The 18,691-nt window shown below is 69.6% G+C and carries 15 protein-coding genes and 6 pseudogenes; 12 read left to right on the forward strand and 9 right to left on the reverse strand.

Annotated elements, in window-relative coordinates; translation table 11 throughout:
* Nucleotides 1-62 precede the first annotated feature (62 nt).
* Both GLX30_RS09235 and GLX30_RS09240 read right to left on the reverse strand, forming a co-directional pair.
* The gene (locus GLX30_RS09235) at nucleotides 63-806 is read right to left on the reverse strand and encodes a class I SAM-dependent methyltransferase (RefSeq protein ID WP_159685828.1); all 744 of its coding nucleotides are present in this window, start codon (nucleotides 804-806) and stop codon (nucleotides 63-65) included.
* Nucleotides 803-2,022 (reverse strand): annotated as a pseudogene (locus GLX30_RS09240) (lycopene cyclase family protein). Before GLX30_RS09240 ends, GLX30_RS09235 begins: the two are co-directional and overlap by 4 nt.
* A 506-nt stretch (nucleotides 2,023-2,528) precedes the next feature.
* On the opposite strand from GLX30_RS09240, the gene GLX30_RS09245 reads away from it, so the two are divergent.
* On the forward strand, nucleotides 2,529-4,871 hold the full coding sequence (locus tag GLX30_RS09245; protein WP_159685831.1) for an AbfB domain-containing protein: 2,343 nt from the start codon (nucleotides 2,529-2,531) through the stop codon (nucleotides 4,869-4,871).
* A 289-nt stretch (nucleotides 4,872-5,160) separates the two neighbouring features.
* On the opposite strand, the gene GLX30_RS09250 is transcribed toward GLX30_RS09245, so the two are convergent.
* Both GLX30_RS09250 and GLX30_RS09255 read right to left on the reverse strand, forming a co-directional pair.
* Nucleotides 5,161-5,724, reverse strand: coding sequence for a DUF5994 family protein (locus GLX30_RS09250; protein WP_159685834.1), 564 nt, complete (start codon nucleotides 5,722-5,724; stop codon nucleotides 5,161-5,163).
* Between the two features lie 247 nt (nucleotides 5,725-5,971).
* Nucleotides 5,972-6,526 (reverse strand): DUF5994 family protein, encoded by a 555-nt coding sequence (locus tag GLX30_RS09255; RefSeq protein WP_244258089.1) that lies wholly within the window; start codon nucleotides 6,524-6,526, stop codon nucleotides 5,972-5,974.
* A gap of 143 nt (nucleotides 6,527-6,669) precedes the next feature.
* Between GLX30_RS09255 and GLX30_RS35150 the strand changes: the two are divergent.
* A pseudogene (locus GLX30_RS35150) lies at nucleotides 6,670-6,899 on the forward strand (hypothetical protein); the annotation flags it as partial.
* 155 nt (nucleotides 6,900-7,054) lie between these two features.
* Nucleotides 7,055-7,633 (forward strand): hypothetical protein, encoded by a 579-nt coding sequence (locus GLX30_RS09260; RefSeq protein WP_159685837.1) that lies wholly within the window; start codon nucleotides 7,055-7,057, stop codon nucleotides 7,631-7,633.
* A gap of 220 nt (nucleotides 7,634-7,853) precedes the next feature.
* On the opposite strand, the gene GLX30_RS09265 is transcribed toward GLX30_RS09260, so the two are convergent.
* Complete coding sequence (locus tag GLX30_RS09265; protein ID WP_347879704.1) at nucleotides 7,854-8,837, reverse strand: amidohydrolase family protein; 984 nt, start codon at nucleotides 8,835-8,837, stop codon at nucleotides 7,854-7,856.
* Between the two features lie 905 nt (nucleotides 8,838-9,742).
* Between GLX30_RS09265 and GLX30_RS09270 the strand changes: the two genes are divergently transcribed.
* The 7 genes and pseudogenes from GLX30_RS09270 to GLX30_RS09295 all read left to right on the forward strand — a co-directional run.
* Entirely contained in the window at nucleotides 9,743-10,972 is a 1,230-nt protein-coding gene (locus tag GLX30_RS09270) for an acyl-CoA dehydrogenase family protein (protein ID WP_159685843.1), read from the forward strand.
* Between the two features lie 98 nt (nucleotides 10,973-11,070).
* Complete coding sequence (locus tag GLX30_RS09275; RefSeq protein WP_159685846.1) at nucleotides 11,071-11,232, forward strand: putative leader peptide; 162 nt, start codon at nucleotides 11,071-11,073, stop codon at nucleotides 11,230-11,232.
* A 319-nt stretch (nucleotides 11,233-11,551) separates the two neighbouring features.
* Nucleotides 11,552-12,450, forward strand: a pseudogene (locus GLX30_RS09280) (TauD/TfdA family dioxygenase).
* A gap of 83 nt (nucleotides 12,451-12,533) precedes the next feature.
* Nucleotides 12,534-12,992: an Rrf2 family transcriptional regulator gene (locus tag GLX30_RS09285; RefSeq protein ID WP_159685849.1), complete on the forward strand. Its 459-nt coding sequence runs from the start codon at nucleotides 12,534-12,536 to the stop codon at nucleotides 12,990-12,992.
* 143 nt (nucleotides 12,993-13,135) lie between these two features.
* Nucleotides 13,136-13,237 (forward strand): putative leader peptide, encoded by a 102-nt coding sequence (locus GLX30_RS36135; RefSeq protein WP_347879705.1) that lies wholly within the window; start codon nucleotides 13,136-13,138, stop codon nucleotides 13,235-13,237.
* Nucleotides 13,238-13,457: 220 nt separating this feature from the next.
* Complete coding sequence (locus tag GLX30_RS09290; protein WP_159685852.1) at nucleotides 13,458-14,564, forward strand: aliphatic sulfonate ABC transporter substrate-binding protein; 1,107 nt, start codon at nucleotides 13,458-13,460, stop codon at nucleotides 14,562-14,564.
* Between the two features lie 79 nt (nucleotides 14,565-14,643).
* A pseudogene (locus GLX30_RS09295) lies at nucleotides 14,644-14,730 on the forward strand (ABC transporter ATP-binding protein); the annotation flags it as partial.
* A 102-nt stretch (nucleotides 14,731-14,832) separates the two neighbouring features.
* On the opposite strand, the gene GLX30_RS36140 reads toward GLX30_RS09295, so the two are convergent.
* Nucleotides 14,833-15,753, reverse strand: coding sequence for a hypothetical protein (locus GLX30_RS36140; protein ID WP_347879706.1), 921 nt, complete (start codon nucleotides 15,751-15,753; stop codon nucleotides 14,833-14,835).
* A gap of 20 nt (nucleotides 15,754-15,773) precedes the next feature.
* Between GLX30_RS36140 and GLX30_RS36145 the strand changes: the two genes are divergently transcribed.
* Together GLX30_RS36145 and GLX30_RS09305 are read left to right on the forward strand one after the other, a co-directional pair.
* Nucleotides 15,774-16,118 (forward strand): hypothetical protein, encoded by a 345-nt coding sequence (locus tag GLX30_RS36145; protein ID WP_347879707.1) that lies wholly within the window; start codon nucleotides 15,774-15,776, stop codon nucleotides 16,116-16,118.
* 197 nt (nucleotides 16,119-16,315) lie between these two features.
* Nucleotides 16,316-16,800, forward strand: a pseudogene (locus GLX30_RS09305) (transposase); the annotation flags it as partial.
* A gap of 35 nt (nucleotides 16,801-16,835) precedes the next feature.
* Here GLX30_RS09305 and GLX30_RS35155 read toward each other — a convergent pair.
* The 3 genes and pseudogenes from GLX30_RS35155 to GLX30_RS34630 all read right to left on the reverse strand — a co-directional run.
* Nucleotides 16,836-16,977 (reverse strand): annotated as a pseudogene (locus GLX30_RS35155) (transposase); the annotation flags it as partial.
* Between the two features lie 271 nt (nucleotides 16,978-17,248).
* Nucleotides 17,249-17,974 carry a dienelactone hydrolase family protein gene (locus GLX30_RS09315; RefSeq protein ID WP_159685858.1) on the reverse strand — a complete coding sequence of 242 codons (726 nt, stop codon included), beginning with the start codon at nucleotides 17,972-17,974 and terminating at the stop codon, nucleotides 17,249-17,251.
* Between the two features lie 100 nt (nucleotides 17,975-18,074).
* Nucleotides 18,075-18,416: a hypothetical protein gene (locus tag GLX30_RS34630; protein WP_208545394.1), complete on the reverse strand. Its 342-nt coding sequence runs from the start codon at nucleotides 18,414-18,416 to the stop codon at nucleotides 18,075-18,077.
* Nucleotides 18,417-18,691 lie beyond the last annotated feature (275 nt).

Consider the following 18,691-nt stretch of genomic DNA (forward strand, 5'->3'; position numbering starts at 1 on the left):
TACCTGCGCCTTCCGGTCCCGCCCCCTGCGGGGAGCCGTCCCGCCCCGGGTGCCGAAGCCGGTCATCGGGCCCCTGCCTCGCGGTGCCCCGGGCCGGGTTGGGCGCGACGGCCCAGGAACGTGTGGACGATGCCGGTCTGCCATCCGGGGACCGGCAACGCGCGGACGTCCTTGAATCCGGCGGCGTCGAGCCGGGCCGCGAAGGCGGGCACGGTGTCGAACTCCAGCACACTGCGGTGGAGGTAGCGGTACAGGTCCCTGTCGCCGGTGACGGTGCCGGCCGGGATGATGACCGCCCGGCACACGGCCGACCAGAGAGCCCGGTGTCCGGCCGACCCGCTCAGGGAGTATTCGTGAATCGCGAGTCTGCCGCCGGGGCGCAGAGCCGAGTGGACAGCGGCCAGCACGGCGTCGGGGTCGGCCACGTTACGGAACAGGTAGCCGGCGAAGACGGCGTCGAAGGGCCCCGTGACGCCGGCGGCGGCCAGGCGCTCCACCGGCGAGTGCACGAAGGTCACTCCGGCGGGCCAGTGTTTGGCCGCTGCCCTTTCGAGCATGCCGGCGGAGGCGTCGACGGCGGTGATCCGGGCGAGCGGGGCCGCTCGCAGCAAGGCCGCCGTCGAGGCTCCCGTCCCGCAGCCGATGTCGAGGATGTGCCGGCCCGCGCCGCCGCCGGGCAGGCGAAGCCGCCGGGCCGACCGTCTGAGGTCCGCGTGGTAGCCGGCGTTGAGGCCGACGAGTCGGTCGTACCCCGGGGCGGCATGGTCGAAGGCCTCTGCCAGATCCGCATCGCGCATCAGCGTCATCCGGTGCTCTCTTCGCGTGTGAGGGGGAAGGGCTTCCGCGGCAGGAAAGGCAGTTCCACCGCGGTACGGAGCATGGGGCCGACGGGTGTGGCGAAGCCGAGGAGCATGTCCTCCCACAGCGCGCTGCGGCCGTCGAGGAAACGCAGTACCCGTTCGGCGGGCACGCGCCGGAACAACCGGGTGAAGAAGTCGGGGCCGTTGACGCGTCCGGAGTCCAGGGCGCGCAGCATCACGGCGTCCATCGCCAGGGCACGGCGCGGGTGTGGCGTCGGGAGCCGGACCGCCTTGCCGTCACGCAGTGCGGCGGCGACGGCCTTGCTCTGTCTCTGGACGGCGGAGAACGTGTAGCCGGTCGCCGGCCTCGTGGCACCTCCCACGGCGCCGATGCGGTGCACGGCGGGGCCGACCCGGCGGGCGAACCGCCCGTCCGTCATGGGGATGACACCCGCTTCGACGGAACGCACCTCGAACGGCCCGAGACGCAGGATGTCGCGGGTGTACTGCTCGAGGGCCGCCTCGTACTCCGGTTGCGACAGCGGGGTCCTGGAGAACTGGGTGTACTCGACGAGCGCGTCCCGCGGGCCGAGCGGGAGAACGTATCCGAACGCCAGCCCGTGGGCGGGCTGAGGGACCCGGAAGTCCATCAGCTCCACGACCTCGTCGTCGAAGGCCGGAGCCGCTGTGCGGACGAACCACCCTCTGAAGTGCTGCAACAGGGTGCTGCGGGCGGGGGCAGCGACCGGGCAGGGCGGGAGTCGAACAGGTGCCGGCCCCGCACGGTGATGCGGTCCCCTTGCGCCGTGACGCACAGGGCTTCCGCACCGCCGGCCACGTTGCGCACCGTCTCCGCCGTCGCCTCCACCAGCCGCACGTGAGGTAGCGCGGCCAGTCGCGATCCGACCAGGGCTTCGAAGGCGTCCGAGCGGAGCATCCGGTAGCGCAGTGTCCCGAGTTCGCCCTCGACGACCTCACCGTCCCGGCCACGGACGCGCAGGCGCCGCCAGCACGCGACCAGAGCGTCGTCGAAGTCGCCGGGGCCCTCATGCCAGAAGCACCAGGTGCGCTCCGCCGGACGCAGCGACGGCCGCGGGGTGTTCACCAGCGCCACCGGGACGGGGCGGGCGGAGCCGGGCGCCGTCAGCGCGTACGCGAGTGACAGCCCCGCCGCCCCGCCGCCGACGATCACGACGTCGGTGGCGATACGCGCGTGCCTCATGCGCCCTCCTTGCCGAGGACGTCGGTTCCGTCGGCTTTCGCGGAAACCATGTGCGCCTCGCCTGCCATCGCTTCGACCACCGTGTGCACTGCCGCGTCGAGTCTGCCCGGCGGCGGCGTCGCAGGCGGTGTTCCGGACACGGCCCGCGTGGCGAACCTGTGTCCCGACGTCCCGGCCGCGCCTCGGTGACGCGGTGCTCTCCGCCTCTCATGGCGCAGCCGCCCGGCGATGTCCATGCCCGCTCCCTGTCCGCGCCCGGGTCCCGGGCCGCCGCACTTCGGCACGCTCGGACTTCCGCGTGCCCGGCTTCTTCGGATGCAGAGCGGTGCACCGGGCCCCCTCGCGGCCCCCGAACCCTTTACACCGTTCTTTCAACGATGTAAAACCCCTGCAGGGTGCCCCGCCGGCTGACCCCCGACTGCTCAGTGGAGGCTCCTCAGCGCTGCTCCACCCGTTCGTCGCCCGTTCGGACGACGTTTCCCCGCACACATGACAGAGGAGCACTGATGCGTCCGTCGTTATCCTCATGGCCCCGGCGGTGGCGCCGCGTGACCGCACTGCTGGGCGCGCCGGCGATGCTGTGCGCGGGCCTGCTGCTGGCAGGCGGCCCGTCACAGGCCGCGGAAGCCGCGTGGACACCGAAACCCGCGCCCATGACCACGCCGTGGACGAACCAGGTCCCCGTGGACAAGCCGCTGAACGAGTACCCGCGTCCGCAGATGACCCGCGCCGACTGGCTCAACCTCAACGGCATCTGGGACTTCGCGGTCACCGGCGCGGAGGCGGGGCAGCCCGCCGAGTTTCCCGACCGGATCCGGGTGCCCTTCCCCGCCGAGTCGGCCCTCTCCGGGATCCAGCGCAAGATCACCCAGCACGACACGCTCTGGTACAAGCGCACCTTCACCGTCCCTGCCGGCTGGAACGGTCGACAGGTGCAGCTCAACTTCGGGGCGAGTGACTGGCGCACCACGGTGTGGGTCAACGGCCGGCAGGCGGGAGCGGTCCACAGCGGCGGCTTCGACGCCTTCTCCTACGACATCACACCACTGCTGAACGGCGGTACGAACACGATCGTCGTCTCCGTCTTCGACCCGACGGAGACCGGGAGCCAGGCCGTCGGGAAGCAGCGCATCCGGGAGACCACCCCCCGGCCCGGCGGTGGCATCTTCTACACCGCCGCCTCAGGCATCTGGCAGACGGTGTGGCTGGAGCCCACCGCGCAGGCCCACGTCACCCGGCTCGACATGGTGCCGGACCTGGCGGACAACACCCTGAAGGTCACCGTGCGCGGTGCCGGGGTCAGCGGCCACCGGGCACGCGTCACCGTCTCCACCGGCGGCGGCACCGTGGGCAGCGCCACCGGCCCGGTCGGCACCGAGTTCACCGTGCCGATACCGAACCCGCGCCTGTGGACCCCGGAGGACCCCTTCCTGTACGAAGTGCGGACCGAACTCCTCACCGGATCCGCGGTCGTCGACTCCGTCGGGAGCTACACCGGTATGCGCTCCGTCTCCGTCGGAAACGTGGGAGGCGTGCAGCGTCTGCTGCTCAACGGAGAGTTCGTGTTCCACAACGGCACCCTCGACCAGGGGTACTGGCCCGACGGGATCTACACCGCGCCCACCGACGAGGCCCTCCGCTTCGATCTGCAGAAGCACAAGGACCTCGGCTTCAACATGGTCCGCAAACACATCAAGGTCGAACCGCAGCGATGGTTCTACTGGGCCGACAGACTCGGCCTCCTGGTGTGGCAGGACATGCCGTCCATGGACCTGCGCACCCCGGACGCGGCGGCCCGCGTGCAGTGGGAGGCCGAATACGACCGCGTCATCGACCAGCACCGCAGCTCCCCGTCGGTGGTGATGTGGGTGAACCAGAACGAAGGCTGGGGCCAGTACGACCAGGCCCGTATCGCCGACAAGGTCAAGGCCTACGACCCGTCGCGCCTCGTCGACAACATGAGCGGCGTCAACTGCTGCGGCTCGGTGGACGGCGGGAACGGCGACGTGATCGACCACCACGTCTACGTCGGGCCCGGCGTCACCCGCCCGTCCGGCAACAGGGCCGCCGTTCTGGGCGAGTTCGGCGGGCTCGGCATCCGCGTCCCCGGCCACGAGTGGTACCCGGGCGGCGGCTTCTCCTACGAGAACCAGCCCACCCTCGCGCACCTCGTCGACCGGTACATCGGCCTGATCGACGCCATGCGCGAGACGCAGATGCCCCTCGGACTCTCCGCCTCCGTCTACACCGAGATCACCGACGTGGAGAACGAGGTGAACGGCCTGCTGACCTACGACCGTCAGGTCGTCAAGGTCGACCAGGCCCGGGTCAGGGCCGCCAACCAGGCCCTGATCAACGCCTCCAGGAACCCGGCGGCCCCCGTGACGCTGCCGACCGGCCAGAACCGGTCCCTGCGTGTGACCACCCCCGGCTTCACCGACCGGTACCTGCGCCATCAGGACGGCCTGGGCTTCACCGAGGTCGTCAACTCCTCCAGCAGCGCCCTGCTGAAGAACGACGCCACCTGGAAGATCGTCCCCGGCCTCGCCGACGACAGGTGCTACTCCTTCGAGTCGCGCAACTACCCGGGGCAGTACCTCCGACACCGCGACTTCCGCATCCACAAGGAAGGCGGCGACGGAGCGCTGTTCCGCGCCGACGCCACCTGGTGCACGGCGCGCGGCGACGGAGGCGTGCGACTGGCCTCGTACAACTTCCCCGACCAGTACCTGCGCCACTACAGGTCCGAGCTGTGGCTCGCCACCCCCGGCGGCGCCCACGCATGGGACAACCCTGAACGCTTCCGCGAGGACACCGTCTGGGCGGTCGAGAGCCCCTGGGCGCCGTGACGCGTCCCTGTTCCGGGGCGTCCGCGCCCCGGAACAGGTCGACCTCGACGGTGTGGGCACCGGCTTGGAGACATCGGGCGAGCGTGGTGCGCACGAGCGGGGCCGTCGCGAGATCGATCTGTCCCGCGAGGGATGTTCAAAGCTCGCGAGCCACGGCCGTGGCGCTGGACGCTCAGTCGCGGAGGGGCATGTGCGGCGGGGGCATGACTCCTCGTTCGAAGGGCCGCTCGGGGACGCGGCGCCCCCGACGGTGTCCGTGGCCCTCAGGCCCACTCCGGCCGGCTCGGCGTCACGGCGTGACACCTCGGGTCCGTGACGGCACGGCCGGAACCGGGACCGCTTGCCCTCGCCCGGAGTCGCGGACCGCTTCCGCGGCCGGGTCGGTCGCGGCGCTCGTCCGCCTCTGCGCCGCCTCCTCGATCAACCGGCTCGCGGTCGCGGTGCTCAGCGGGTCGCTCGCGGCCTCCATCAGCCACGCGGCCTGGGCGGGATCCGTCTGCGGCGGGACCACGAGGAGGTTCCAGCGGCCCACCTGGTACGAGAGCAGCAGCAGCTCGTGCGGATCCTGCTCGTTCCGGAACCAGCCCACCTTCACCACGTGCCCTGCGGCGGGCACCTTGCGCGGCACAACCGGCCACTGGTCGGGGTTCACCGTGATCCGGGTGATCCGCCCCCACAGCGGATCGAGCACCGCCACCAGAGCCGGGAGTTCGGCATCGAGATCGCGGGAGTGGGGCCACCACGCGCCGTCCAGCAGAGCCGGTGCGGAACCGGCGGGGGCGAGCGACAGGCGCGGAGAGGTGGAGGAGGGACGGCCTTCGTAGGCCGGCGGGCGGGAATTGGGCACAGTCATGACGCGAGCCCTGCCCCGGGCCGGTCGAAACCGGCCCAGCGTATTCGATCACCGAAAACGACACAGGCACGGAAGCAAGTGCTCAAAAATATCCTCGGTGCGATGAGCGTACTCCTCGGTTCGGCCGCACGGTCCGAACGGCCGACGGCCGAAGTGGTCCTCGCTCCACTCGCGCACAGGTCCGGGAGCGTCCACAGGGGAGCGTGCCGAGTCACCCGACGGGGTCATCGCCGCGGCTCCCGATTCCTCACGAGCGGTCCGGCGATCCTCTCTCCGTGCCGCCCGAGTGCTCCGTTCCGCCCGAGTGCTGCGTGCCGCCCGAGTGCTCCGTTCCGGTGTCGATGAGGATCTGCGCGGCCTGCGTGGGGCTGTGGGCGCGGACGCTTTCGGTCATCGCGGCGTGTGCCGCCTCGGGAGTGGCGTGCGGCGGGACCACGAGGAGGGAGAAGTGGTCCTGCTCGCCCCGGGTGACGAGGACGGTGTCGTCGCCTACCGGGAAGGAGTCGATGTGCACGACACGATCGTCCACGATCATCCGCATCGGCAGTCCCTCCCAGGCGTCGGCGTCCAGACCGACACGGGTGACCGGGCCCAAGTACCGGGACAGCGCGGCGATCAGGGCCGGAAGCTCGGCGGCGATGTCGCGGGACCGCGGCCACCACGCCCCGTCGAGCACGCCCTCCCGGTCGTGCGTCGTCTCCAGCCGTACGACCACCGTGCCGGGCACGACACCCTCGAACACGGCGTCCGGCAGCAGCCGCTTCGCGGTCGCGCGGCCGGGCTCGGAACCTTCGTCGGACATCGCGCTCGCCTGCCTTCGAGGAGTGCGTTCCACGGTACTCCTCGGTCCACGACCTGCGGATCGCCGCAGGTCGCGGACCGGAGCCGGGAAATCCCCGGAGGAGAGCGATCGGCGCTTCGGTCCCGTCGCACAGCGAGGTCGCCATGGGGTCCCAGGAAGCACCCTCGACCTCGCACGCCGAGGTTCGCACCGTCGCTGCGTCCCCGGAGGTCGCCCGGCGGACCGCGAAGGTGCTCGGGTGTTCCTTCGCCCCGCCACCGAACAGCGCAGCTGTCCCGCGGGCAGCGAGGGCGGGACCCGCCTCGAACTCACGGTGGACACGTCCCGGGCGGCGGAACCGGCCCGATCATGGCTGGTATCCAGTGGCTCCATGGGGCACGGCAGCCGAAAGCCTGACCGGGACCGAGCCCTGGACCGACGGTTTCGACCGATGGCGGGCGTTGCGGAAACGCGACCGGGCCGACGCCGGGACCTTCAGTGCGGCTACGCTTCCACGGCGCAGCCGACACCGAGCAGGACCGGGGGATCGTGAACCGACCACTGCTGTTCCTCGACGTCGACGGTCCGCTCAACCCCTACGCGGCCCAGCCGGAAAGGCGCCCCGACGGTTACTCCACGCTTCGAGTGCCCCGGAACAGCGGGACCCCGGAGGATCAGGCCGGACTCTCGCCCCGGCGGCGACCGTTGCGGGTCTGGCTCCATCCGGAGCACGGGCGGGCCCTGCTCCGGCTCGGCTATGAACTCTGCTGGGCCACCACGTGGATGGACGACGCCAACCGGTGGATCGCCCCCGTGCTCGGCCTTCCCGAACTCCCCTTCGTCGACTTCGGCGACGCCTTGCTCCGGGACCGCCCCGACGGTGTCCACTGGAAGACCGGCCCCTTGGTGGAGTACGCCGACGGCCGTCCCTTCGCCTGGGTGGACGACGAACAGAGCGATCGGGACCGGGCGTACGTGACCGCCCACCACCGCGGGCCCGGGCTTCTGCACCACGTCAACCCGCGGATCGGTCTGCGCGGGGACGACTTCCGCACACTGACCGACTTCGCCCGGTCCCTGGACACGTCACGAGCCGGCGGCAGAACCGCGCTCCGGCGCACAGACTGACGAGGCGTCAGGCACGCCTGTCATGGGCCTCGTTCATGGCCGAGCGGTCGGGGTGCGCCCGGCTGACTGCCGCTCCCCAACCACACACCGACGAGGTCGAGGGCCGCCCCTGGAAGCACTCCTGGGGCGGGCTCGGCCAGGCGCGGGTCCCCGGCCAAGCCGTTCCGTGCGCGGGCACCGGGCGGGGGCACCGGGCGGGGGCCGCAGGGCCGCGCGGACGCTAGGCGCGCCTCAGCGCGGGCATGAGGCGGAGCGCGTTGTCGCGGTAGATACCGCGCCGTTGGCGGTCGGTGAGGACGGGATCGGTCTCGATGGCCGGCACCGTGAAGTCGGTGACGAGGTCGGCGGAGGCGGCCGGCCAGTCGGTGCCGAAGAGGATCCGGTCGCCACCGGCGGTGGCGAGCAGAGTGCCCGAGGGGGCCAGTGGGCCTGCCGTGTCGTAGTAGAAGCGGCGGAGATGGTCCCGGACACGGGCAGCATCGAGGGGTGGGTCGCAGAAGTCGCCGAAGGCCTCCATGCGGGTGGCGATCTGAGGGAGGAATCCGCCGGCGTGCGGCAGGACGACCGACAGGTGCGGGTAGCGGTCGAGTGTCCCGGCACGGATCAGGTTCACGGCGACACGCGTGGTGTCCAGCAGGAAGTCACACATGAAGTTCGGAATTCCGGGGACCGTGGGCACGCCGGGTGGTCCGCCCGGAAGGTCGAGCGGGTGGGTGAAAAGGACCGCGGCGCGTTCGTCGAGTTCGGCGAGAAAGCGGTCGTACGAGGAATCGCCGAGGTAGATCCCGTTGTAGTTGGCTTTCACGCTGACTCCGACGGCACCGAGGTCGAAAGCGCGCTGAAGAGCCCACGCCGACACGTCGGGATGATCCAGGACAGCAGGGCCGAGGATGGCGAAGCGGCCCGGGTGCGCGGCCGTCACGTCGGCCAGCGCCTCATGGACGACAGCGAGACCTTGCCTGGCCTGCGCCGCCGAGCGGTACCGGTCCTGCATGGTCGGATTGAGGACCGCGGTCGCGATTCCCACCCGGTCCATCAGCGCCAGGGTGGAGTCCAGATCCCATCGCGCCCACCACGGGAGCTCCTGCCGCCGTACCAGGCCCTCGCGCTCGGCCCAGTCCACCCACGCCGGAGCCGTGAAGTGGTGGTGGACGTCGATCCTTGCCCGGCCGGCGTCGTCACCGCGCCCCGAGCCCCGTGGCACCGCTTCCCCACCGGTCAGAGCACTGGCCCCGGTTGTGGCAGCGACGGAGGCCGTCGCCACTCCACCAGCGATGAGCAGAGCGCGCCGGCCCAAGGCCCGGCTCGATTCCGGCATCCGCGTACCCCATCCGTAGCGCCATCGGTCTGCGGCTCCACGATGGCCCTGCGGCACGAACCTGATGACTACGGCGTGCCCTGTTCGAGTCCGGTTACCTCGTACGGACGCAGGCCGGAGCCTTCTGGCCTCCGGAACGGGACCCGTTGCGTCGTCGCAGTGACTGAACGGCATGGAGCACCCTGAAGGCCGTGGCCAGGGCGCCGTGCTGACGACGCCGCGGATCCACCCGCCCACTGCCGTCCACATCGCCGCAGGGGCCAGGACCCCATCTGCCCGCTCCTCACGCCCAGTTGGAGAGGGCCACCGCGCGCCCGAAGCCCGGACGACGACCGACGTGATCGGGGACCACGTGCGTGGCGCATTCCCTGCATTTCCCATCGATTTACTAGGGAAGCATTGACGGCCCGCCCGGCAGGTGCGCAGGATGATGCTCATGTCACACACGCAGCAGCGACTCGTTCGTCGTCGGCATGTCGACTTCGGTCACGTCGTCAGCGCCGCCTGCTGTCGCCGGTAAGCCACGCGGTTCACACACTGCACGTACCTCGGCTTCTTCTCCTTCCTCCCCGGTGATCAGGCGCCCCACCCACCGCGCCCGATTGGCCGACGCACCTCTGAAGGACGACCGCCGCACGGTGGACGTCCACAGCACGCGCCTGCGCCGCAAGCTCGGCACGGCTCACCGGCACCCGATCGTCACCTTACGGCGTGTGGCCGCACGTACGTGCCGGACCAGCTCGAGCGCCCCGACACCGCACCCTGCTACCGACCTTGAGGAGACCACGACCATGGGGGTTGCCACTGCGCCGTCCGGCCCCGCCACGGAATCCGACCGGACCGGGCCCGACGTCGCGCACTGGCTGCGTGTGGCCCGCGAGACGGCGGACGACCTGGCCACGGACGCGGTGGCCAGGGAGCAGGCAGGCAAGGCTCCGTTCGACGAGGTGTCCCGGTTGCGCGAGTCGGGACTGCTGACGCTCCTCGTACCGGCGGAAGTCGGAGGAGGGGGCGCGGACTGGCCCACGGCATACGCCGTCGTCCGGGACATCGCCGCGGCCGACGGCGCGATCGGTCAACTGCTCGGCTGTCACTACTTCCTGTCGTGGAGCGCCCGGTACTTCACCGAGTCCTCTCCCGCCGCTCAGCTCCAGCAGAAGTCAGCGATGGAGCAGTGGTGTTGGGGCGGTGGTTTCGCCCGTCAGGAACAGTCTCTGACGCTGACCGGGACGGCCACCGGTTTCGTGCTCGACGGTCGGCAGACTTACGCCACCGGGGTCCTGGTCGCCGACCGTCTCGCCGTGCGGGCCGTACGGGCCGGCACCGGCGAGCCACTCGCCGTCGTCGTCGATCCCGCCCGTCCCGGCGTGGGGATCGGCAGCGACGCCAACACGTTCGGCCAGCGCCTCGCGGCCGGCGGCAGCGTGGACTTCGACCGTGTACCGGTCGCCGCCGACGACATACTCGGCTCCCTGTCCGTGGACGAGGACCTCCTTTCGCCCCTGGCCGCGCTGGCATCGCCGGTCGGGCGTCTCCTCTCCGTGCAGCTCCGTCTCGGCATGGCCGAGGGAGTGCTCGCCGAGGCCCGTGAGTACAGCAGGGCGGGCCACTCACCCTGGCACCCCGACCGGCCCCTCGGCTCCCCCCAGGACCCGCAGGTGCTGACCCTCTACGGCGAACTCACCGTCCTGACCCGCTCCGCGTCCGCGCTCGCCGATCAAGCACGGGAAGCCGTGCACGGCGGACTGGCACGGGCCGAAGACCTCACCTACGACGAGTACGCCGAGATCTCGATACTCGTGGCCATGGCCGAAGCCGCAGCCTCCAGGGCTGCGGAGGAGTCGACCGCCCGCGCTCTCGACATCATCGGACCCCGCTCCGCCTCCTCGCTGCTGGGCTTCGACCGCTTCTGGCGCAATGCCCGGACCCACGTCTTGCGCGGGCCCGCCTCCCACACTCTGCGCGATATCGGGGACTACTTCCTCAACGGCGCGCACCCTGCGTTCGTCCCGCCCGTCTGACCGTCCGATGCCCCTCGAATTTCCCGGCCGGCTCGGCACGAGCGGCATTCGCCACGCGACCGGAATCGCGGCGATTATGAACGCCACACTTCACCCACATGTCGAGCGGTTCAGAATACGAGATGTACGCGCAGGGCACATTGACTCGGCCGGATTTCGCTGCCACGCTCACCAACGTGAGCAAGTCCGAGAACCTCGCCGCGCGCCTGCACGTCGATCTGCGACGTCAGGCCAGCGCCATCTGTTCCGTCGGCCGCTGAAGGCGCTGACGGGCGCCGGTCTCCGGCTTCCTTTTCACAGTCGGCCACCACGACCGTTTTCGGCGTAGCCGACGGATTCCTGGCAGGAATTCCCGGCGGGTCTCTGCCCCTTTCGGGGCCGACTTATTGCGCGCCATCGCCGAGCACCCTCTTGGCTACGGGTTCCTCATGCCATCGAATGCACGGTCCCCCCTCGTGCGAACAGAGCCTTTTCCGGCCGCGTCCCCGACGGTCCGAGGAAACTCCCCGCCCGTCACCCCTGACGACCTCCCGACCGTTCACCTACCCGCTGCTCATCCCCTGAAGGGAACACCCGCCCATGACCACCAGCACCGGCTTCGACATCCGCAGGATCGGCGGCCGTATCGGCGCCGAGATCCTCGGCGTCGACCTCTCCGCCGACATCGACCCCGCCGTCGTCACCGAGATCAACGCCGCGCTCCTGGAACACAAGGCGCTGGTCTTCCGCGACCAGAACCTGGATGACGCGGGCCAACTCCGCTTCGCCTCCCTGTTCGGCGAGCTGACCACCGCCCACCCCACCGTGCCTTCGGTCGACGGCCGGCCGCACGTCCTGCCCGTCGACGGCGACGAGGGCATCCGCGCCAACCACTGGCACACCGACGTCACCTTCGTCCGTACGCCCCGAAGGCGTCCACACTGCGCAGCATCGTGGTCCCGCCGTACGGCGGCAACACGCTCATCGCCGACGCGGCCGCCGCCTACCGGGACGTGCCCGAGCCGCTGCGCGAGCTGGCCGACAAGCTCTGGGCCGTACACACCAACGACTACGACTACGCCGCCCCGAAGAACGAGCAGGCGGCGGAGCATCGCAGGCGGTTCGTCTCCCGGAGGTACCGCACCGCCCACCCTGTCGTGCGCGTCCACCCCGAGACGGGGGAGCGCGGGCTGTTCATCGGTGGCTTCGCCCAGAGCATCGTCGGCCTCGGCCCCTCCGAGTCGCGGGATCTGCTGCGTATCTTCCAGTCGTACGTCACCCGCCCCGAGAACATCGTGCGCGTGGCCTGGACGCCGGGCGACCTCGTCCTCTTCGACAACCGCATCACCCAGCACTACGCCCCCGACGACTACGGCGACCTGCCGCGCCTGCTCCATCGGGTGACCGTCGCGGGCGATGTGCCCGCCGCTGTCGACGGCACCCTCAGCCACGTCGTCGAGGGCGACGACGCCGCCCACTACACACCCGCCGCGGCTTGAGCCCCGGGGCCGCCGGGCCAGGAACACCTGTCCGGCGGCCCCCGCACCGGACACCGGCCGAAGCCGTGCGGGATAATGTGCGCATGCGGATCTCAGCCAGGGCGGACTACGCGGTACGTGCCGCACTGCAGCTCGCCGCGTCAGGGGATGACGGGCCACTGAAAGCCGAGGCCATCGCCGACGCCCAGGACATTCCGCACAAATTCCTCGAAGGCATCCTCAACGACATGCGACGGGGTGGCCTCGTTCTCAGCCGGCGCGGCGGCAACGGCGGCTATCGATTGGCCAAGCCCGCCGAATCCATCAGCATCGCCGACGTCATCCGCGTGGTGGACGGACCGCTGGTGTCGGTGCGCGGGGTCCGCCCCCCGGAGCTCTCCTACACCGGCCCCGCCGAGTCGCTGCTCCCCCTGTGGATCGCGCTGCGATCGAACGTCCGCGAGATCCTCGAGGGCGTGTCGCTCGCCGATGTCGCGTCGGCCCAACTGCCCGATGCAGTCTCCGCCTTGACCACGGCGCCGAGCGCCTGGGTCAACCCCTGACACGCTGAGCCGGTCACCACGGGTCTCACAAAGCGAGATCGCTTCGTCCAGCATGCGAACCACCCCTTGGGGTGGACGCCATCTTCTGCCACGATCCCTAGCAATCAGGTAGGAAAACTAGGAATCAACGGGGGGGGGTGGCCATGGGAACGTTCGACCGCACAGCCCGATCGCGGCCCCTCCTGACCTCGCGTCGTCACATCGACCTCGCCCGCACGTCCAGTGCCATCTGTCGGCCCCTCTGACGCCGCAGATCCTGACTCGCTCAGAACCAGTGCCGCCTCCCGCCGCCCCACCTCTGTCGGCGGGACGGACACCCTCGGCCGACCACACCCCCCACGTTCCACTCCTCGCCTCACGCCGGCACGCCTGCCGCACGAGGAGTGGAGCGCTGCTGCGCGCCGAGAAGCAGTACACCTTGCCTCTTCGTACCCTCCTGCCGGCCATCCTTGAGAGGACACCGTCGTGTCTGCCGCAAGACCGCTCACCGCCCTGCGCACCATCGCCGTCATAGCCGCGCTTCCCCTCCTGCTCACCGCGTGCGGCTACGGTTCCGAGTCCACCGACGACGGCAAGCGGACCGAGGTCGCCGCGGACGCCGAGAAGCTGTCCGCCGACGAAGTGAAGATCGGCTACTTCCCCAACCTCACGCACGCCACCGCTCTCGTGGGCGTGCAGGAGGGGCTGCTCCAGAAGGAACTCGGCGGCACCACGATCAAGGCGTCCACCTTCAACGCCGGCCCCTCCGAGATCGAGGCGCTGAACGCCGGCTCCATCGACATCGGCTGGATCGGTCCCTCGCCCTCCATCAACGGCTACACCAAGTCGAACGGCACGAACCTGCGCATCATCAGCGGTTCCGCCTCCGGCGGCGTGAAGCTCGTCGTCGACCCGGACAAGGTCAAGTCCCTGGACGACCTCAAGGGCAAGAGGATCGCCACGCCGCAACTCGGCAACACCCAGGACGTCGCGTTCCTCAACTGGATCGCGGAGCAGGGCTGGAAGGCCGACGCACAGAGCGGCAAGGGCGACGTCTCCGTGGTCCGCACCGAGAACAAGGTCACCCCTGACGCCTACAAGTCCGGTTCCATCGACGGCGCGTGGGTGCCGGAGCCGACCGCGTCCAAGCTGGTCACCGAGGGCGCGAAGGTACTGCTCGACGAGGCCGACCTGTGGCCGGACAAGAAGTTCGTCATCACGAACATCATCGTCCGGCAGGCGTTCCTGGAGGAGCACCCGGACGTCGTCGAGGCCGTGCTGCGGGGCTCGGTGAAGACCAACGAATGGATCAACGCCAACCCGGACAAGGCGAAGGCGTCCGCGAACGCGGCGCTGAAGAAGGAGTCGGGCAAGGCCCTGCCCGCCGACGTCATCGACCCGGCCTGGAAGTCCATCACCTTCCTCGACGACCCGCTGGCGTCCACCCTCAGCACCCAGGCAGAGCACGCCGTCAAGGCCGGTCTGCTGGAGAAGCCCGACCTGAAGGGCATCTACGACCTCGCGCCGCTCAACAAGGTCCTCAAGGCCGAGGGCAAGGACGAGGTCGACGACGCCGGTCTCGGCGTCGAGTAACCACGGCCGGGTAGCGACAGTTCCGATGCCCCCAGGAGGTGACGACACCGCCCTCCTGGGGACCTCCGGCAGCAGGTCCAACCTGGCCGCAGGGCTCGACCTGCCCTCCGCCGGCTCGATCGACACGGACGGCCGTCCCGCCCTGACGTTCCAGGACCACGGCATTCATGTTCTCCGTCAGGAGGTGCTCGGCGTGTCCCGGTAGTCCGGTCACGACTTGTTGCCGCCTGGCGCAGCAACCGAGCGACACGTCACGACCAAGCGGGCGCTATTGACGGCTGAGGGTCCGAGTGATCCCGGCGGCGACGGTCGTGGCGAGAACCCAACCGGCGGCGATCAGTAGGTAGGACAACCACTGGTAAACGCCGGTTGGTGTGAAGGCACTCTGCTGACCGAAGTTGATGATCGGCAACAGGAGGTCCAGGGTGTAGATGAGGGCATTGAACTCGGGGCCCTTGCCGTGCTCGGCCGGGGGTGGATGGTGCATTCCATACGCGACTGAGCCCAGAAGGAGCAGAGCCAGGAGCCAGCCACCGGCACGGGTAGGACGAAAGCCGTAGCCCAGGGTCGCGTCCTGGAGATAACCCCATAGCCTGGCGTACCAGGGCAGAGCGACCCGGCGTCGACGCTGCTCGGCCAGTTGGACTGTGCGGGCGTCGGCGTCATCACCGACGCGGCGGTAGGAGGCCGCGAGCTGCTCGTAGCTGTGAGGGACGAAGCCGTCCGCATCACGCTGCAGCAAGACGAGTCGGTCCGCGGCGGGAAGGCGCGGGGTAAGCGCCTCGTACGTCAGTCCCTCCAGGCGGACCGTGGCCGGCCAGACCTGTGGTGCAGCCTCGATGACCTTGAAGCTGGCGTAGTGCATTTTGACGTCGCCGGAGACTGGCTGTGCATCTCGCAGCGTCAGCTGGGTGGCTTCGCAACTGCTGATGCCCAGTGCGACGCCGCCGGGGTTGCTGAGCTTGGCTTCGATGAAGGAGATCCAGCCCGCGACCTTGGCACCGGTGAGCCTGACCCGGCCCTCGGCAGTGAGGCCACCCGCGTTGAGGACGGTTCCGACGGTGAGCCGCGCGGCGTCGAGGGCATCGCCATTCGCGTTTTTGACCTGGGCATCTTCTAGATCGACAGCCCCTTCGACATGCGCCGTGCTGAGGCTGATCCCCCCAGTGTCACGAGGCCGGGTGCCCATACATCGGCGCCGACAGAGGCGTGATCGAGTTGGAGCGCCCATCCGCCACCGGTCCCGAGGTGCGCGTGGTCGAGGAAGATCCCGCTGGATATCTCCGCGTTGCTCAGCTGGACGCTTCCCGCTATCCGGCAGTTCGTGAGCCGGAGTGCACCGTCGATGCGAAGGGACGTGGCCGCCAGAGCGGGAAGGCAGGAGCCGCTGAGGTCGAGTTGGCGGGCCTGCGTCCCGTCGAGGTGCAAGGGGTGCTGGAAGTGGCAGGTGGTAAGACGGATTGGGTGGTGTATCTCTGCGTGCTGGAGCTCGAGGACGCCGGTGATCCACGCTCCGGCGATGCGCAGAGCGGGCGCTTCGCCGGGTTCGGATGAACTTCCCAGGAGGAGGGCCCGGATGACCTCAGCCCGAACAGTCCGTTCCGCGCTCTGAATCGTCGCGGGGTCCTCACCCTCGTCTCCGCGGACGTCGATCGCTACACCACGAGGGAACGCCTGCCAGATGCGACGTTCCAGAGGCGTCAGGTCTGTGATCTCCATCCGCAGGACCTTATCCATTGAGGCACTGCGATAAGGACCCCGACCGGAACCCCGGCCCCGGCGGCGGGCGACCTACACCCGTCCACACGGGGTCCGGCACCTGTTCGCCGCCTTGGACCTGGGCAAGGACAAGCTCTACGGCCACATCAAGCCGAAGAAGAACCGGATGAGGTTTCTTCAGTTCTGCCGCTACCTGCGCAGCCTCTACCCACCCAAGATCCGTATCGCGATCGTGCTCGACAACTTCTCCCCGCACTTGACCACGATGAAGGACACCCGGGTCGGCGACCGGGCCGCGGCGAACAACGTGGAATTCGCCTACACGCCGACCAGCGGTTCCTGGCTCAACCGCATCGAGGCCCAGCTCACCGCCCTGCGCTACTTCGCCCTGGACGGCACCGACCACTCCAGCCACAAGGAACAGGGCGGCATGGTCCGCCGCTACATCATCTGGCGGAACAAACACGCCGCTGACGAACGCCTCCGCGAGGTCGTGAACAGGGCGAACTTTGCCTGATGCGGCACTAGGGTCCGTCTTCGAACTGATCTTGCCCAAAGCGGGAGTGATGCGAGTGTGACCGCTGCTTCGTAGGAGGTGGCGGTCTTCTCGTAGCGGGTGGCGATACCGCGGAAGCCTTTGAGCTGGTTGAAGCAGCGTTTCGACGGTGTTGCGGCGGCGGTAGATCGCAAGGTCGAAGCCCGCGGGCCGACCGCCTTGACTACCACGGTTGCGGCGGTGCTGCTTCTGGTCATTCTTCTGTGGGATGGTGTGTCCGATGCCGCGTCGTCGCAGGTAGGCGCGGAAGCCGCGTGAACTGTAAGCCTTGTCGGCGATCACGCGGTGTCGGCAGCGGGGCCGCCCCATGCCGGTGCGGGGCACTCGGTATCAACGGAGCCAGCAACTCCCACTCGGATTCTGTCGCCGGTTCCACGAGGAACCCAGCCCGCTATGGTTGCCGACCAGATCACTCCGTTATGGGCAGGCACTCCGCGAGCAGGTCGACGACGTCCCGCCAAGCTCGCTGCGCATGCTGAGGGTGAAAACCGACCCCAGGAAGCACGATGTGGTCGACCGGTGGGTGATGGAAGGCGTGCAAGGCGCCGCCGTAGACCACGAGGCGCCAGTCAACGCCCGCAGCCTGCATCTCGGCAGTGAATGCGTCCCGTTGCGCGAGCGGCATGATCGGGTCTTCCGACCCGACCCCGGCCCACACCGGGCAGTGAATGCGCGCCGTCTCGCCCGGTCGGCCCGTGGTCAGTCCGTTGACTGTCGCGATCGCGCGCAGGTCGACGCCGTCGCGCCCGAGTTCCAGCGCGATTGCGCCCCCGGTGCCGTAGCCGACGGCGGCGATCCGGTCCGGGTCGGTCCGCGGCTCGGCGCGGAGCACGTCGAGCGCGGCGTGGCCGATGCCTCGCATCCGGTCGGGGTCAGCGAGCAGCGGCATGCAAAGGGCCAACATCTCCTCAGGGTCGCCCAAATAGCGCCCGCCGTGGAGGTCGAAGGCCAGGGCCACGTATCCCAGCTCGGCGAGCACATCGGCCCGGCGGCGCTCGACGTCGCTGAGCCCCACCCCCTCGGGCCCGACCAGGACCGCGGGCCGGCGGTCGAGACCGGCCGGGAGCGCGAGATGCCCGATCATCGTCAGGCCGTCGGCCGCGTATTCGATCGTGCGCGTTGTAACCGTCGTCATGAGCCTGGACTGTAGTGATCGTCGAGCCCGGTCGGGACGGTGTTCTGCCGCCGGCAGAAGGCAGGTCTCTGGCGTATTCCGGAACCACCCCGTCAGCGGTTCAGCTCAGAGCCTGTGAACAAGCCGCCGTCCGCCCGAACGGCTGGGCGCACCGGACGCCGCTGCTCGCAGATGGGGCTCGTTCACAGGGTCTGATCGACTGTCGCCGGTCCTCGAGGAAGCCAGCCTGTTGGTGACCTTGCGAGATCTCCCGGGGCGTATCGGCCGCCTTCACCGTGTTCTCGCGGCCCTCCACGGTCGTGCGGGCCAGATTACGGGCCAGCTGCTGGTCGGCGGAGCCGGTCAGCATCGCTGTGAAGACTTGTTGCTCCGGCCGCAGCAGCGCGACCCCGTCGACCAGATCCAGCCTCGCCGCCCCCGGCACCGACCCGGTGAACCCCACCGTTCCGCCACCCTCCGTCGCTCGCATTCGGTGCGAGAAAACCGCATCCGATGCGACTCGGTCGTAGATCCGCAGGCCGGCCAGCCATACGAGTGACGCGGCTGGCGTTCAGGTGCCACCACCCGCTAACGTCGCATGCCGCTTCAGGGCCTCAACCGCCCTGGTCACGCAGGGGAATTCGGCATCCTCCGACGCCGCATCGCAGACCGTCGCGAGTTCGCATCCGATGCAATTGGCGGTGCTTGAAACAACGGCACAGCCGTTAGCGCCAATGA

The organism is Streptomyces sp. Tu 2975 (genome assembly GCF_009832925.1).
Taxonomy (GTDB): Bacteria; Actinomycetota; Actinomycetes; order Streptomycetales; family Streptomycetaceae; genus Streptomyces.

What these genes read in the sequence shown, in the direction of transcription:
- GLX30_RS09250 (WP_159685834.1), bottom strand. Translation starts at nt 5,724, where the DNA reads ATGACTGTGCCCAATTCCCGCCCGCCGGCCTACGAAGGCCGTCCCTCC.
- GLX30_RS09285 (WP_159685849.1), top strand. Translation starts at nt 12,534, where the DNA reads ATGCGGATCTCAGCCAGGGCGGACTACGCGGTACGTGCCGCACTGCAG.
- GLX30_RS09245 (WP_159685831.1), top strand. Translation starts at nt 2,529, where the DNA reads ATGCGTCCGTCGTTATCCTCATGGCCCCGGCGGTGGCGCCGCGTGACC.
- GLX30_RS36135 (WP_347879705.1), top strand. Translation starts at nt 13,136, where the DNA reads ATGGGAACGTTCGACCGCACAGCCCGATCGCGGCCCCTCCTGACCTCG.
- GLX30_RS09275 (WP_159685846.1), top strand. Translation starts at nt 11,071, where the DNA reads ATGTCGAGCGGTTCAGAATACGAGATGTACGCGCAGGGCACATTGACT.
- GLX30_RS09315 (WP_159685858.1), bottom strand. Translation starts at nt 17,974, where the DNA reads ATGACGACGGTTACAACGCGCACGATCGAATACGCGGCCGACGGCCTG.
- GLX30_RS36140 (WP_347879706.1), bottom strand. Translation starts at nt 15,753, where the DNA reads ATGGGCACCCGGCCTCGTGACACTGGGGGGATCAGCCTCAGCACGGCG.
- GLX30_RS09270 (WP_159685843.1), top strand. Translation starts at nt 9,743, where the DNA reads ATGGGGGTTGCCACTGCGCCGTCCGGCCCCGCCACGGAATCCGACCGG.
- GLX30_RS09235 (WP_159685828.1), bottom strand. Translation starts at nt 806, where the DNA reads ATGACGCTGATGCGCGATGCGGATCTGGCAGAGGCCTTCGACCATGCC.
- GLX30_RS09255 (WP_244258089.1), bottom strand. Translation starts at nt 6,526, where the DNA reads ATGTCCGACGAAGGTTCCGAGCCCGGCCGCGCGACCGCGAAGCGGCTG.